Below are 13071 nucleotides of genomic sequence, written 5' to 3'. Positions count from 1 at the left end.
ATGATTACTTAACCTAAGTATTTAAATTATCTATCCATTCAGAGGAAAGAATGGCATATTCATAAGTATCCTGCCATAAAGGATTATTATTTTCATCCAACTTAAAATAAATATTTTTAAACAAATGCCCTTCTCGCCTCATTTTTAATCTTTCAAGAAGCTTCCATGACGGCTCATTTTTAGGATTACACATGGCAATTATTCTCCTTGCATTTAGTTCTTTAAATGCATAATCAATTATTTCTTCTGCACTCTCGGTTGCAAATCCTTGCTTTTGAAATTTTTTATTAAACACATAACCTAATTCCCAAGTATTAAAATCCTGTTTTTCTAAGTATAAGTTACCTATGATTTTACCACTATCCTTTAAACATACAGCCCAAAAATTCTCATTGTTAACTCTATATTCAGCCTCTTCTCTGCAAGCTTCCTCTGTATAAACATCATATGGTTCAAAAAAAACTACTTCTTCATCTGATAAATATTCATATAAATCCTTCCAATCATCAGCATTAAATTTTCGAATAATCAATCTTGATGTTTCTATTTGTTTTTTCATATTTTATTCTCCCTATTTACCATTTTTATTCTATAAATAGATTCTATCAAATATATTCACTAAGTAGTGGTGCCAATTCTTTTCATAAATAAAAAAGCACCATATTTATAGTGCTTTCAGATTGTCGACAAGTGGCTTTTTGATTCACACAAAATCAAGAAGCCATTTGAATTTTATAACATATTTTCTTTGGAATCTCAAAAGCTAGAAAATGCTTATTAGCATAGGTCAATCCAATAGATTTGCTGAGCTTTACCTTCATAAATATTTTCACAAGTTAATATACCGCCACAACTAATTGCAGTTTTCATTGAAGGAACATTATCTTTATCACATATAATCATAACTTTTGGGATTTTCAAATTATATGCTTCATCTAAAGCAAGTAAAAGTTGCTGTTTTCCATAACCTTTTCTTCGTTCCGATGGACGAATTCCATAACCTATATGCCCACCATGCTTTTCTAATTCAGGAGTTAAAAAATGACGTAGCTGTATACTTCCAATGATTTTATTATCAGTTTTTCTGACAGAAAAAAATGTACTTGCATGGACATTATTTCTCAGTTTATCTTTTTCAATTGAAAGAACAAGTTCGAGCCATTCATCAAAATTATTAGCGTTGGCTATGCCACAACTTCCATTAATCTGAGTTTCCCCAAAGTCAAAATATTCCTGTCTATATTCCCAAATGGCTTCTTTTAATTCAGAAGAAGGTCTTATGATAATCAATTCATTTGTCACTATCTCACCTCTACAAATATAAATTTTCTTCATTCTCACATTATAGCTCCAATAAGAAACCCCAAAGAAAAGAGTGTCGAAAAGTAGAATGTCGACACTCTGAAAGCACCATATTTATAGTGCTTTCTAATAACTATTCTTCTTTAAATTTCGCAATAATTTTCTGAACCCATTTAGGTGATAAATAGTATATTTCAGAAAGTTCTTTTATAGGAACACCACTTTTGTATTTTCTATAAATTATTAGATTTCTTTTATATACTTCCTCTTTACTATTTGTTTTATCTCCCCATGACCTTCTATTGCATTCTTGTCTTGGTATATAGATATATTCACCATCAACATAGTGTTGAATTATATTTATTAATTCTTCTGGTAAAATATCTGATGCTCTTCTATAGCTCATATTGCTCCTCCTAGTAAGTTATTTATTAGGATTGAGCAAAGGCTATTTCATATCTTATTATGCAATAGCCTTTGCTACGCATAATGAACTAATTTTGACAAGCAATACCTCCTTTGAAAACAATTAATACAATCATTAAAAGTGAACTTTTTCAACTTTTGTCAATAATTATATTAATACTATTGTACATGATTTCATATAATATTTCCATTATTTATCCTATTATATAGTAATTTTTTCTTCACAATGTATAGTTGGAATGCCCCCATAGCTACATTATCCTAGTTTTATTAACACAGTTGTAAAGCTTGGCCCAATTACCCAGTAATTTATCCATTAAAGGTCAATGCTTCAATAAATACATCAAGCTCTTCCCTGGGAAAAATCAGGTTAATCTTATACCTGTGGTACATTCCCATCAATCATGTCAACAAAAACCGTCTTTGAAATCATGTACTTTTGGATGCCAGCCACACCCATTCCACTTTCCTTCCAACCTGTACCGGGGGATTCTATCATACCCTTACTGAAATAGGTATTCACGTAGATTTGTCCTCCTTTTATCTTCTCCGCCACTCTTAATGCCCTTTTTATGTTTGTTGAGAACACAGCACCAGCTAATCCGTATTTTGTACCATTGGCAATTTCTATTGCTTCTTCCTCTGTTTCAAAGGGTGTTACGCAAAGCACAGGACCAAATATCTCTTCCTGAAATATTGTCATTTCAGGTGTTACATCTGCAAAAATTGTAGGTGGCACAAAGTTCCCTTTTGAAAGGTCAGGATCCGTATATGGATTCCCACCCATAATTACCCTCGCCCCCTCTGACTTTCCTTTTTCAATATAACCCCATACATTTCTTGCATGTTCTTTTGAGATTAAGGTGCTGAAATTCACACCCTTTTCGTAATGAAAGCCGCTGCCAGGTACAAGTTTTTCGCACTCTATCTTTAACTTACTCAAAAATTCTTCATAAATATTCTTGTGAAGTATAAGTCTCGTACCAGATACGCAGACCTGTCCTGAATTTAGAGTAAAGCCAAATCTTGTCCATTTTACAACTTCATCCACGTTAACATCATCAAAGACAATATTGGGACTTTTCCCCCCTAACTCTAAGGCAATATCCTTCACTGTGTCTTTAGATCTACCGATAATATGCTTGCCTACATCTGTTCCTCCAGTCATGGACACCATATCAACCAGTGGGCTACATACAAGCTCATCACCAACTTCACTTCCCGAACCTGTAACCACATTCACAACACCTGGTGGAAAACCAGCCTCATGGAATACCTCTGCAAGGAGCAGCATACTTAATGAAGCCCAAGAAGAAGGCTTTATCACAACTGTATTACCTGCTGCAAGTATGGCGCAGACTTTTTGACACCCCATCATAAATGGTCCGTTCCAGGGAAGAATTTCCCCCACCACTCCACAGGGCTGCCAAAATACGTAGTTTAAGTGTCCTGCTTCACAGGGAACCACTTTACCCTCAAGGCAACGAACTTTTCCTGCAAAGTATTCAAAAGCATCTAGGCTCATCTGAGCTTCATAATGCAAGGTGCTCATGTATAGCTTCCCACATTCTAGAGTCTCAATGGTGGCAAATTCCTCCACTCTTTTTGAAAGGATTTGTCCTGCTTTAACAAGAAGCTTGCTTCTTTCTTTTACTGACATTTTACTCCAAGGCCCTTTATCATAGGCCTGTCGTGCTGCAAGTATTGCCTTTTTAACATCTATAGAGCCACCTTTATAAGCTGTTGCAAAGGGCTCATTATCCACTGGGTTAATAACCTGAAAGGTTTTCTCTGATTCTGAAGCTACAAACTTACCATTAATATATAACTTGTAGGGCTCCTTCTTTACAAACGATAATGGATTCAAACTATATCCCTCCTTTTGGAAATATTAATTTCAAGACAAATATGAAAAATTAAAGATTCTATATCAGATAAACTCCTTGTAGCGTTTTATCATTTTATTGAAAAACCCCTGGTTACCAGTGATATTAAATTTTGTCTAAATAAGCTCTGATGGATTCAATATCCAAGTTGACCTGGGCTTTTACCTCATCAAGATTGTTGAATTTTATCACTCCTCTGACATATACGTGAATTTCTAGAGAGATTGTTTTATCGTACAAATCACCTGAATAATCCAGAAGGAAGGCCTCGATAGTGACATAATTATAATTGTCCACAGAAGGACGTCTACCAATATTAGTAAGGCCCTTTAGGTTTTTACCCTCAATTTCTGAAAGGGTTCCGAAAACTCCATCTGCAGGCAGTTGCTTATACTGGCTAAATTCAAGGTTGGCTGTGGGCATACCTACAGTTCTGCCAAGGGCCTTACCATGCATAACCTTCCCCATGAGGAGATATGCATGGCCTAGTAACTCATTTGCCTTTTTGAGAGTTCCCCCTGTAAGCTCCTTTGCAATTCGATATGAGGTTACAGGCTCACCGTCAGCAAATACAGTGTCACATTCCTCAAGGGTATAGCCATATTTGGGGGCATATTTACGTAACACCTTAATATTACAGTGATCCTTCCCTACAACAATAACCTTTGCATCCAGCTTATCCACTAAAATTTCTTTAATAAAGCGCTCCGAGGAAATGTCCTTATTTTTCTCATCTATTTTATATGAAATCATCACTTCCGGGCCATTTTTACTCAACAGATATTGTTTTTCTGCCTCAGTGGAAAGAATTTTTTTCTCCTTTAATGATGCTTCATCATATTCAAAGCTCAGAACAACGGAAGTAAGACCTTGCTTTGATATGTGAACTAATTTGTCGACAACTGCACGGTGACCTATATGTACACCGTCAAAACTTCCAAAGGCAACGCAGGTGCTCTCCATATTAAAATCATTTTTAGCATAATGTCTCACAGTAAATCAGCTCCTTCTCCTTATTTAATCATCCTGCCATGCAGCTTGCCCACATGGCAGAATTAAAGAGTTATATTTTAGATATTGGTAGTGGTTAATTTATATTTTGAAGCTTTTACCTAATTGTGTTTTCTTGTACCAATGAAGTAGACTATCATACCAATTAAGAAGTAACCTGCCGTCCATGCCCAAAGCTGCCAACCGCCTCTAAGAATACCAGGGATATAAGATGCGATAATTACGATAAATGTTACAATCGGAAGAATATTTCCACCTGGAGCCCTAAAGGTATTAGGAACAGATGGATTCTTCTTACGAGCTGCAACAACAGTTAGACAAACGATAGAAACTACTATTGCATTGCATAGTGAGCCAAGGTTAACGATTAAGTTTGTGAAACTTGGGAAAGCAGAAATAAGTCCAACAATTATTATTACAACTATTTGTGCATTTACTGGAACGCCAGTCTTTTCATTGTTCTTTGCAAGAAATTTAGGAAGTATGCCACTCTTAGCAGAAGCTTGAAGAGCACGAGCTGATAGGGTCATAACTACAAGTATTGTTGTGATTAGTGCTAAAACTGCTGAAATAGAGATAAGTTTTGTTAGCCAAGTAATAGATGCTAGCTTTGTAAAGGCTGCTGCATATAATGGAATGTATGCCATTCCTGGATTTTTTTGAAGGAAATCAGACGTAACAAGACCAAGTATTGATACCATAACTAGAACATAAAGAGTAACAACAACCAGCATAGCAATTGACATAGCTTTTGGAACTGTCTTACCTGGGTCTTTAATCTCTCCTACCATAAAGGCAACTGCCACGATGGAGCCGTAAGCAACCATTGCAATAGGAATAGCACCCATAAAGCCCCATGTACCTTCAGCTCCCTGTGTGAAGAATGGAGTTAATAAGCTTCCATCCCATTGTCCTACGAAAAGAGCAACAACAATAAATACAAGCATTGTGGCAGCAAGACCAAAGGTCATTATTGTGTTAGCCTTACCTGTAACAGCAATATTAACTAAGTTTAAGATACCACAGATAACAACGGTAACTATTGCAATAGGAACCTGATATTTGCCGAAAACTGGGAACCCAACACTTAGATAAATACTTACATAGATAGCTGAGAATGCAGCACCTGCCCAACCTCCGAAGAGATATGCCCAGGTTGAAATCCAGCCCCAGAGACGACCTTGCTTTTCATTTTTGCCAAGAGATTTTGCTGGGAATACGAAGGTACCACCTGAATGGGGATAGATTGTCGAAAGTTCAGCTGTCTGAAGGCCATATGCAAAGAGAATTATAGCTGCAATAATCCAAGATAAGATTGAAGCAGGACCTGCGTTGAGAATTGTCATACCTGAAAGAGAAAAAATTGCGCTTCCTATCATACCGCCAATAAGAATAGTGGTGCTGTCTAGTAAACCAAGTTTGCCATTTTGATTATTTAACATAAAATCTCTCCTCTTTTCTTTTAAAAATGTATTTTTATCCAAAATCCCTATATCTTTACAATAATGCGATAAGTTTTTGCATCTATTGCACGTTGAAATCCGTATTCCATATTTTCAAAGGGTACAACTTCTGAAACAAGTATTGATGGGTCAATGATCTTGCTGGAGAGTAGCTTTGTTGCCATTAGAAAATCACGGGTATTAGCATTTACAGCTCCTGTGATGTTCATTTCTGTGGAGTGTACTCTATTAACGTTTAACTCAATGGGCTTGTCAGGATGGAATGATGAGTACATTACAACACGGCCCACCTTACCTGCCATCTGAATGCTATCATCAGCTAGCTGTGGTATTGCAGCTGTGCAAAACACAACATCTGCCCCTCTTCCCTCTGTAACCTCTTTAACTTTATCCACGGCGTTGACCTGTTTTGAATTAACTACAATGTCAGCGCCCATTTTCTTTGCAATCTCAAGCCGTGGTTCATCCACCTCACAGGCAATGACACGTGCCCCTCGGAGCTTTGCAAGTTTAATGTGGAATGCACCCATAATTCCAACACCGATAACCACCACATCATTGCCAAATTCAATATTTGCACTATTTATGCTGTGTACGCAGCAAGCTAGTGGCTCAGAAAGTGCTGCATAAGTCAAATCCAAATCATCAGCCATTTTATAAAGGGCCTTTGCATCAACCATCATGTATTCAGCAAACCCACCCGGTCCGCCAATTCCCTGGTGAATATTTGCTTTAAAGGAGATAACACACTGGTTTTCGTGACCACTTCTGCAATAATAGCACTCACCACAACTTGTGAGTAGTCTTGCTGCAACCTTATCCCCTACCTTTAGACTTTTTACCTTACTTCCAACTGCAGCTATTGTTCCTGCAGCCTCATGACCCCCTGAGAAAGGATATCGCTTCATAACACCGTTGAAAATTCTTTGCTCAAGGGTGCAAATGGCACAGCTATGAACCTTTACAAGTACTTGACTGTCTTCGGGCTGTTTTAAATCTTTTTCAACAATTTCTAATTTTTTTTCACCAGAGATAATTGCTACTTTATATTTGTTATTCATAATAAACCTCCTAGAACTTTTTATTTAGTTCTTTAAGTGCAACTTCAATGCTGCAATCTTCATGGATAAGCCTCGCTATAGCACTTGCAAATCTAGCTGGATTCTCGTGATTCCAAATGTTTCTTCCCATGGCTACCCCTGCACCACCTGCGCTAATGGCATCCTTAATATCTGTGAGCAGCTTTTCTTCTGATACTTTTTTACTACCACCTAATATTACTACTGGCACATAAACGCTTTCACACAACTCCCTAAAGGTTTCAAGGTTACCGGTATATTCAGTTTTTATAATATCAGCGCCCATTTCAGCTCCCATGCGGCAGGCAAAGGTAATATTTTCAGGAGTGCGGCTGTCTTCCCCTCCTTCAAAACCCCTTGGAAGCATTTCAGCAGTTAAAGGAATACCCCATTTGTTACAGTGATGAATATTTCTTGATAAATCCATCAATATTTGATCTTCCCATTTTGAACCAGGAAATCCCATACTAATTACAGAATCTGCCCCTAAACGAATTGCATCCTCCACACCCACTACAGTTTGAAGAGGCTTATCCTTAGAACCTAGGAATGAGCAGGAACCGTCAAGCCTTAGAATAATCCCCTTTCCATGAAAGTCATCTGCAAATTTATCTGCAAGTCCAACGGTAGCTAAAAAGGCATCTGCCCCCGCTCTTGCTACTTCGCTTATGATTTTCCCCGGATACTTCATTCCAGGGAGTACATTAAAACCATTTCCATGATCCATAGCCATAATAAAGGTTTTCTTATCCTCTCTAAATATGTGATTTAAACGATGTATTTTGTTTGTCATTCTGAACTAACCCCTTTCTTCTTTATGCTTTTATAATTTAAAAATATATAAATATGGCAAGACACATTTGGTGTCATGTTACTTATTTGGTCTTACCATAAAATAATTAAATAAAAGTTTAATCAATGTTACATTTGTACATTATATGATCCTTTGTAATGCAATATGACTTTTGTAACATTACTTTTGTAACAAAAATAACCATTCGTAATAAAAAATAATTTTTTACACTTATTTTGCAGTACTCATAGGTTTGCGCTGTTTCTGTGATTGCACTATACCCACTTTTACATGAAAAATTTCTGAGCATATGTAACATAAGAAGATAACAAGGAAGGAAAACTGCTATGAAAAAAGAGTCCTAATATTTTAATGCTGAGGAGATAAACATTATTAAATGTTGAAGGTGTTTCTCTATAAGTGATTTTAAAGGGGATCCGTGAACATATTTATATTTACTATGCATAGATATTATTAGATGATATAATGTAATTGGGAAATTTACAAAATATGGCAGGTGATATTATGCAAGATGCAAACTTAAAAAATGAATATACCAAGATTGCATATTACTATTACAAGCTGGGAATGACCCAGGATGATATAGCAAAAAAAATGTCTATGTCTCGTCAAAGAGTTAATAGAATCCTTAAAAAGTGTCTTGAAACAGGAATCGTAAAAATTGTTATACAAGAATATGAACACCAGAATATGGAATTAGAAATACAATTGGAAAATCTTTTGGGGCTCAATGAAATAATTATTGTAAACAATGGCGATGGTGAGATAAATGAATCTATTGGACTAGCTGCTTCTTCTTATCTTGACCGTGTTATAAAAGCTAACGATATAATAGGCTTTTCCAGAGGTAGGGCATTATCTTCTCTAGTAAGTAATCTGCAGTCAATAGACAGAGCAGACCTTACTGTGACACAACTTGTAGGGGGACTTAATGCAGAAGAAGCACATGTTAATTCGGATTACATTGTAAGGCGCTCCTCAGAGATCTTAAATGCAAGACCTTGTTTCATGTATGCCCCCATTATTTTGGAAAACAAAGAGCTCCGTGATTCTCTAATGAATGAAAGCCTCTTTTCCCCTGTGTATGATACAATGAAATCTTGTACTATTGCAATTGTGGGTATCGGTGACATGTCAAGTAAATCAGCCTTTGTGCAAAAAAAATACATAACAAAGGCTGAGCATGATATTCTTCAGAGGGAAAACGCAGTTGGTGAGATATGTACTCATTATTTTGATGTAAATGGGGAAATAATCGAAAGTGGCTTGAACGACCGTGTCCTTGCCATAGATTTTGTAAGCTTCAAAAATATTCCTCTTCGTATTGGTGTAGCCTGTGGCGGTGAAAAGCTTTCTTCCATAATAGGTGCTGCAAGAGGTAAATTGGTCAATGTACTTATAACAGATTTAGAAACAGCAAATACATTATATAAAATGTTATAGAATCTCTATTTCTTAAAAGAGCATTCATCATTAGTGGGTATGCTCTTTTAGTAGTTTTACGTATTTGCCTAGGTGCTGAATGGCTCTTTGAAATTCCTCTTCCTTTTCTATTTCTCACCAGTAGCATCCACTGTTTCTATTAAGTAGACATCTGCACCAACTATAGCAAAGAAGCATAGAGTAGAGGTGATTTCATATTACTAGATTAATTATTTCCGATACAAATATTTAAGGAATAAACTTTTTAGTTACTAGAGTGCTATTTTATAAACGACACATATAATACATTATGGTTAAATTGTAAATTAAACTATATTTAAAAGGAGATTAATAAAATGTATTATAATAGAAATAATTGCATTAGCATGGTATTTTCTATGACTAATGAATTAAATAACAGTGTTGTTGCTTTTGCGCGCGATAGAATGGGAGTTCTATCTTGTCCAAAAGTTTATGGAACAGGAGGAAATGGGACAGGCTCACAACAAGTTGATCCCCTAGGATCTCAGGGGGCAATTGTTTTATCATGTGATGGTAGATTTCTTTTTGTGGTTAACGCTGGAAGTAATAGTATAAGTAGTTTTCGTGTGTGTCAATGGGACCTTACTCTTGTTGATGTAGTGCCATCTGGTGGTATTTTCCCTAACAGCTTAACTATAAATAATCATAATCTTTATGTAACTAATTCCGGTAACTCTCCTCAATCTCCTGCAAATGTTACTGGTTTTCATATTGAGTCGGATGGACACCTTAGTATTATAAGAGGTTCTCAAAGACCATTAAGTTCAGATAATGCTCAATCAAGATGTATTGTTTCAAGTCCTTGCGATGATAAACTTGTTGTAAGCGAAAATGTAACCAATAATCTCAGTGTTTATGAAGTAAACTACAATGGAAGTTTAAGAGGTCCAATTGTAAATCCTTCTAATGGTATAGGTCCTTTTGGCTCAGCTTATCTCAATAATAATCTTTTGGTAGTTAGTGAGGTAGGTCCAAATGCATTATCATCCTATGATGTTACAAATAATGGTATTCTTAATGTTATTAGTGGTTCTGTCTTAAATAATCAGACAGCAACTTGTTGGGTTTCAGTTAATCCTGATGAAAATTATGCTTATACGTCTAACGCTGGTAGTGGCACAATAACTCTCTATCGTATTAATCATGGTGGAACTTTGACTGTTGTTGAAAGTATACCAAGTACACCTAATAGAACAGGATCTCCAATTGATAGTGTAATAGACAGATATGGCCAAAACTTTTATGTTTTAAATGGCAGTGAAGGCTCAATCAGTGTGTTCGAAATTAAGAAAAATGGGCATTTAGTTCTATTACAGATATATCAAGATACAAAATTACCACAAATTGGTGCACAAGGAATAGCAATACTCTAGATATGAATAAATTATATTTTTAAATTAAACCTCGTTAAGTAGATATAATTAAAAAAAACAGTATATTATCTACTTAACGGGGTAATTTTTTTCATAAACAGCAAATGCATTGTATAAAATGTTATAGAGACTACATTTATTAAACGAGCATTCATATATACTTGTTAATAATATATAGTTCATTATCAACACTATGTTAAAACACATCCATAATTTAAAATCAATTTGTAGGGAGAATTTAGTTGTGAAAATAATAGAATTAACTTTGAGTTTATCTTCTGAAGACATTCTAAGCTTCTTTGATTTACAAAAGAAAATTCAAATAACTAATGTAATTATAGATAAGCACATAACTATTTTAGGCACATATAAAATCACTGGTATACACGTAAGTTTTGAATCAACTTTAAAAATAACAAAAGTGACCTCTAACACAATTTATATAAATATTAGCACCTTTAAGCTACTAAAGGTTAACTTAATGAACCCTTTATCTAAGAAGGCTTTAAATTATGTAATTAACGCTTTTTCGGATATTCATGGAATAAGCTTTGAAGGTGAAAATTTCAAATTAAATGTTCCCAAAATAATAAATAAATATTATAAATCTCAAGAAATTATTGATTTAAATACTGTCATAATAAATGAAGCAGTTGCAAATAAAAACGAGATTCAACTTTCCTTTAGTAATATAGATATTAACATTGATGAATATAAAAAAGTTTCATCCTTAAAGCTCTAGGAATAATCTGTACATTCTATTGCAAAAGTATTGATATGGTAGAAAGTATCTTTCGAACTATATATTGTCTTAAACGGGAAAAGTAATTTATATTTAGTTATGTAAAATAATTGCAATAAATTCTATTGTCCTCTATAATAAATTATATTTATGAGTTTAAAACCTACGAAGTAAAGTTGGTAAAGGAGGAGATTTACTATGAAGGCAATATGTATTATAGGTAGTCCAAAAACTAATGGTAGTACAGCCTGTGTAACAGATAAAATTATAGAAGGAATGAAAGCAAACAATATTAACATTAAGAAGTACATACTGGGAGAAATGAATATACAGTATTGCAAAGGTTGCATGAGATGTTATGAGACAAAAGAATGTGTTCAAAATGACGATATGAATATAATAATTAATGATTTAATTGAAGCGGATATTGTGATAATTGCTTCACCTTCATATTGGGGAGATGTTACTGGACAATTAAAAGTGTTTTTTGATAGGTCAACGCCCTTAGGTGATACCAATGGAGAAACAATAATTCCAAAGGGCAAGATTGGAGTCTCTGTGGCTATTAGGACAGGCAAAAGGATTGAAGAAAACATGCACTTAATTCATGCCATAGAGCATTACTATGGCCATTTAGGAATAAAACCAGTAAAGAGATTTACTGTAGAAGGTGTACAAGTTAGAGAAGATTTTTATCAAAAGGAAGAAAAGGTTAAAGAGGCTTTTGAATTAGGAATGAATATTTTAGAAAGCATAGATAAAAGTTTATTACATTAATTCAGAATTTTCATTAAAGTAACTAAGGAAGACAGAATTGTCTTCCTTAAAATTTCTTCAATATGAACATCTTATTTAAACATAGCCTAACTTTTAACATTTATATATCTGCTTTTTAATATTTTCAATAAACTTTGAAACATCAAACTCTGTATTTTGTAGCCTGTCCTGAACTAAAAGTCCATCCATGACTATGAGTATTAACCATGCTAAATATTCGCCATCAGCGTCACTGGTACGTTTTGCAATTTCAACCGAAAGAATGTTTTTAAAATGCTGATATTTCTCAAGTAGTTTTTCTCTTAGCTCTTCGTTGCCAGAGATGGCATCAGCTATTAAATAAAGTCTTAAATTACCACTTTCGTTAAAAATCCCTCGCTCAAGGGTATATTTAATAAGTCTAGGAAGTGAAGTATCCTTACTTTCGTCAGTAACCCATGCTATTAAGTCCTCAGAAAGCTGCGTTAAATAGTTATCTGCAATATCAAAAAGAAGATCATCTTTGTTGCTGTAATAATAATACAAAGTACCTTTACTAATTCCAGCTTTTTTTGCTATATCAGAAAGAGAAATTTGGAAAAATGACTTTTCTTCAAGTAATTTGGTTGCCCCATCCAAAATTATTTCTTTTATATTAGTGTTTCTAGGTGCTGCCATATACCACTTTACCTTTCTAATTTTATTTTTAGTATTATATCAAAATCCGAACTTTAAGTCAATGAAATGTATATTTG

Annotated in this window: 13 protein-coding genes; 4 read left to right on the top strand and 9 right to left on the bottom strand. The window is 34.6% G+C overall.

The annotated features are described in order from the left end of the window. Positions 1-13: 13 nt before the first annotated feature. From ACI48Q_RS08490 to ACI48Q_RS08455, 8 genes are all read right to left on the bottom strand, one after another. On the bottom strand, positions 14-559 hold the full coding sequence (locus ACI48Q_RS08490) for a GNAT family N-acetyltransferase (protein WP_474918652.1): 546 nt from the start codon (positions 557-559) through the stop codon (positions 14-16). 218 nt (positions 560-777) lie between these two features. Then, positions 778-1302, bottom strand: a complete 525-nt coding sequence (locus ACI48Q_RS08485) for a GNAT family N-acetyltransferase (RefSeq protein WP_474918651.1) — start codon at positions 1300-1302, stop codon at positions 778-780. Between the two features lie 133 nt (positions 1303-1435). Next, positions 1436-1708 (bottom strand): CD3324 family protein, encoded by a 273-nt coding sequence (locus tag ACI48Q_RS08480; protein WP_474918650.1) that lies wholly within the window; start codon positions 1706-1708, stop codon positions 1436-1438. A 396-nt stretch (positions 1709-2104) separates the two neighbouring features. Next, positions 2105-3595: an aldehyde dehydrogenase family protein gene (locus tag ACI48Q_RS08475; protein ID WP_474918649.1), complete on the bottom strand. Its 1491-nt coding sequence runs from the start codon at positions 3593-3595 to the stop codon at positions 2105-2107. A gap of 124 nt (positions 3596-3719) precedes the next feature. Continuing rightward, complete coding sequence (gene ribF / locus ACI48Q_RS08470) at positions 3720-4607, bottom strand: riboflavin biosynthesis protein RibF (protein ID WP_474918648.1); 888 nt, start codon at positions 4605-4607, stop codon at positions 3720-3722. A 119-nt stretch (positions 4608-4726) separates the two neighbouring features. Continuing rightward, positions 4727-6067: an APC family permease gene (locus tag ACI48Q_RS08465; protein ID WP_474918647.1), complete on the bottom strand. Its 1341-nt coding sequence runs from the start codon at positions 6065-6067 to the stop codon at positions 4727-4729. A 47-nt stretch (positions 6068-6114) separates the two neighbouring features. Then, positions 6115-7149, bottom strand: a complete 1035-nt coding sequence (locus tag ACI48Q_RS08460; protein WP_474918646.1) for a zinc-dependent alcohol dehydrogenase — start codon at positions 7147-7149, stop codon at positions 6115-6117. 10 nt (positions 7150-7159) lie between these two features. Then, the gene (locus tag ACI48Q_RS08455) at positions 7160-7960 is read right to left on the bottom strand and encodes a class I fructose-bisphosphate aldolase (protein ID WP_474918645.1); all 801 of its coding nucleotides are present in this window, start codon (positions 7958-7960) and stop codon (positions 7160-7162) included. Positions 7961-8485: 525 nt separating this feature from the next. Between ACI48Q_RS08455 and ACI48Q_RS08450 the strand changes: the two genes are divergently transcribed. The 4 genes from ACI48Q_RS08450 to ACI48Q_RS08435 all read left to right on the top strand — a co-directional run bounded on the left by ACI48Q_RS08450 (position 8486) and on the right by ACI48Q_RS08435 (position 12337). After that, entirely contained in the window at positions 8486-9424 is a 939-nt protein-coding gene (locus ACI48Q_RS08450; protein WP_474918644.1) for a sugar-binding transcriptional regulator, read from the top strand. Positions 9425-9759: 335 nt separating this feature from the next. Beyond that, entirely contained in the window at positions 9760-10818 is a 1059-nt protein-coding gene (locus ACI48Q_RS08445) for a lactonase family protein (protein ID WP_474918643.1), read from the top strand. A 244-nt stretch (positions 10819-11062) separates the two neighbouring features. Beyond that, positions 11063-11560 (top strand): hypothetical protein, encoded by a 498-nt coding sequence (locus tag ACI48Q_RS08440; RefSeq protein WP_474918642.1) that lies wholly within the window; start codon positions 11063-11065, stop codon positions 11558-11560. Between the two features lie 198 nt (positions 11561-11758). Next, entirely contained in the window at positions 11759-12337 is a 579-nt protein-coding gene (locus ACI48Q_RS08435) for a flavodoxin family protein (RefSeq protein ID WP_474918641.1), read from the top strand. 93 nt (positions 12338-12430) lie between these two features. Here the strand turns inward: ACI48Q_RS08435 and ACI48Q_RS08430 are convergent, their stop codons facing one another. Then, complete coding sequence (locus tag ACI48Q_RS08430; RefSeq protein ID WP_474918640.1) at positions 12431-12994, bottom strand: TetR/AcrR family transcriptional regulator; 564 nt, start codon at positions 12992-12994, stop codon at positions 12431-12433. Positions 12995-13071 lie beyond the last annotated feature (77 nt).

The sequence above is a fragment of the Clostridium sp. LXY-7 genome, from assembly GCF_056172015.1.
The sequence above is the reverse complement of the archived record's forward strand: the minus strand, read 5'-3'. Positions and strand labels throughout refer to the sequence as shown.

What these genes read in the sequence shown, in the direction of transcription:
- ACI48Q_RS08490 (WP_474918652.1), bottom strand. Translation starts at nt 559, where the DNA reads ATGAAAAAACAAATAGAAACATCAAGATTGATTATTCGAAAATTTAAT.
- ACI48Q_RS08480 (WP_474918650.1), bottom strand. Translation starts at nt 1,708, where the DNA reads ATGAGCTATAGAAGAGCATCAGATATTTTACCAGAAGAATTAATAAAT.
- ACI48Q_RS08465 (WP_474918647.1), bottom strand. Translation starts at nt 6,067, where the DNA reads ATGTTAAATAATCAAAATGGCAAACTTGGTTTACTAGACAGCACCACT.
- ACI48Q_RS08460 (WP_474918646.1), bottom strand. Translation starts at nt 7,149, where the DNA reads ATGAATAACAAATATAAAGTAGCAATTATCTCTGGTGAAAAAAAATTA.
- ACI48Q_RS08455 (WP_474918645.1), bottom strand. Translation starts at nt 7,960, where the DNA reads ATGACAAACAAAATACATCGTTTAAATCACATATTTAGAGAGGATAAG.
- ACI48Q_RS08450 (WP_474918644.1), top strand. Translation starts at nt 8,486, where the DNA reads ATGCAAGATGCAAACTTAAAAAATGAATATACCAAGATTGCATATTAC.
- ACI48Q_RS08445 (WP_474918643.1), top strand. Translation starts at nt 9,760, where the DNA reads ATGTATTATAATAGAAATAATTGCATTAGCATGGTATTTTCTATGACT.
- ACI48Q_RS08435 (WP_474918641.1), top strand. Translation starts at nt 11,759, where the DNA reads ATGAAGGCAATATGTATTATAGGTAGTCCAAAAACTAATGGTAGTACA.
- ACI48Q_RS08430 (WP_474918640.1), bottom strand. Translation starts at nt 12,994, where the DNA reads ATGGCAGCACCTAGAAACACTAATATAAAAGAAATAATTTTGGATGGG.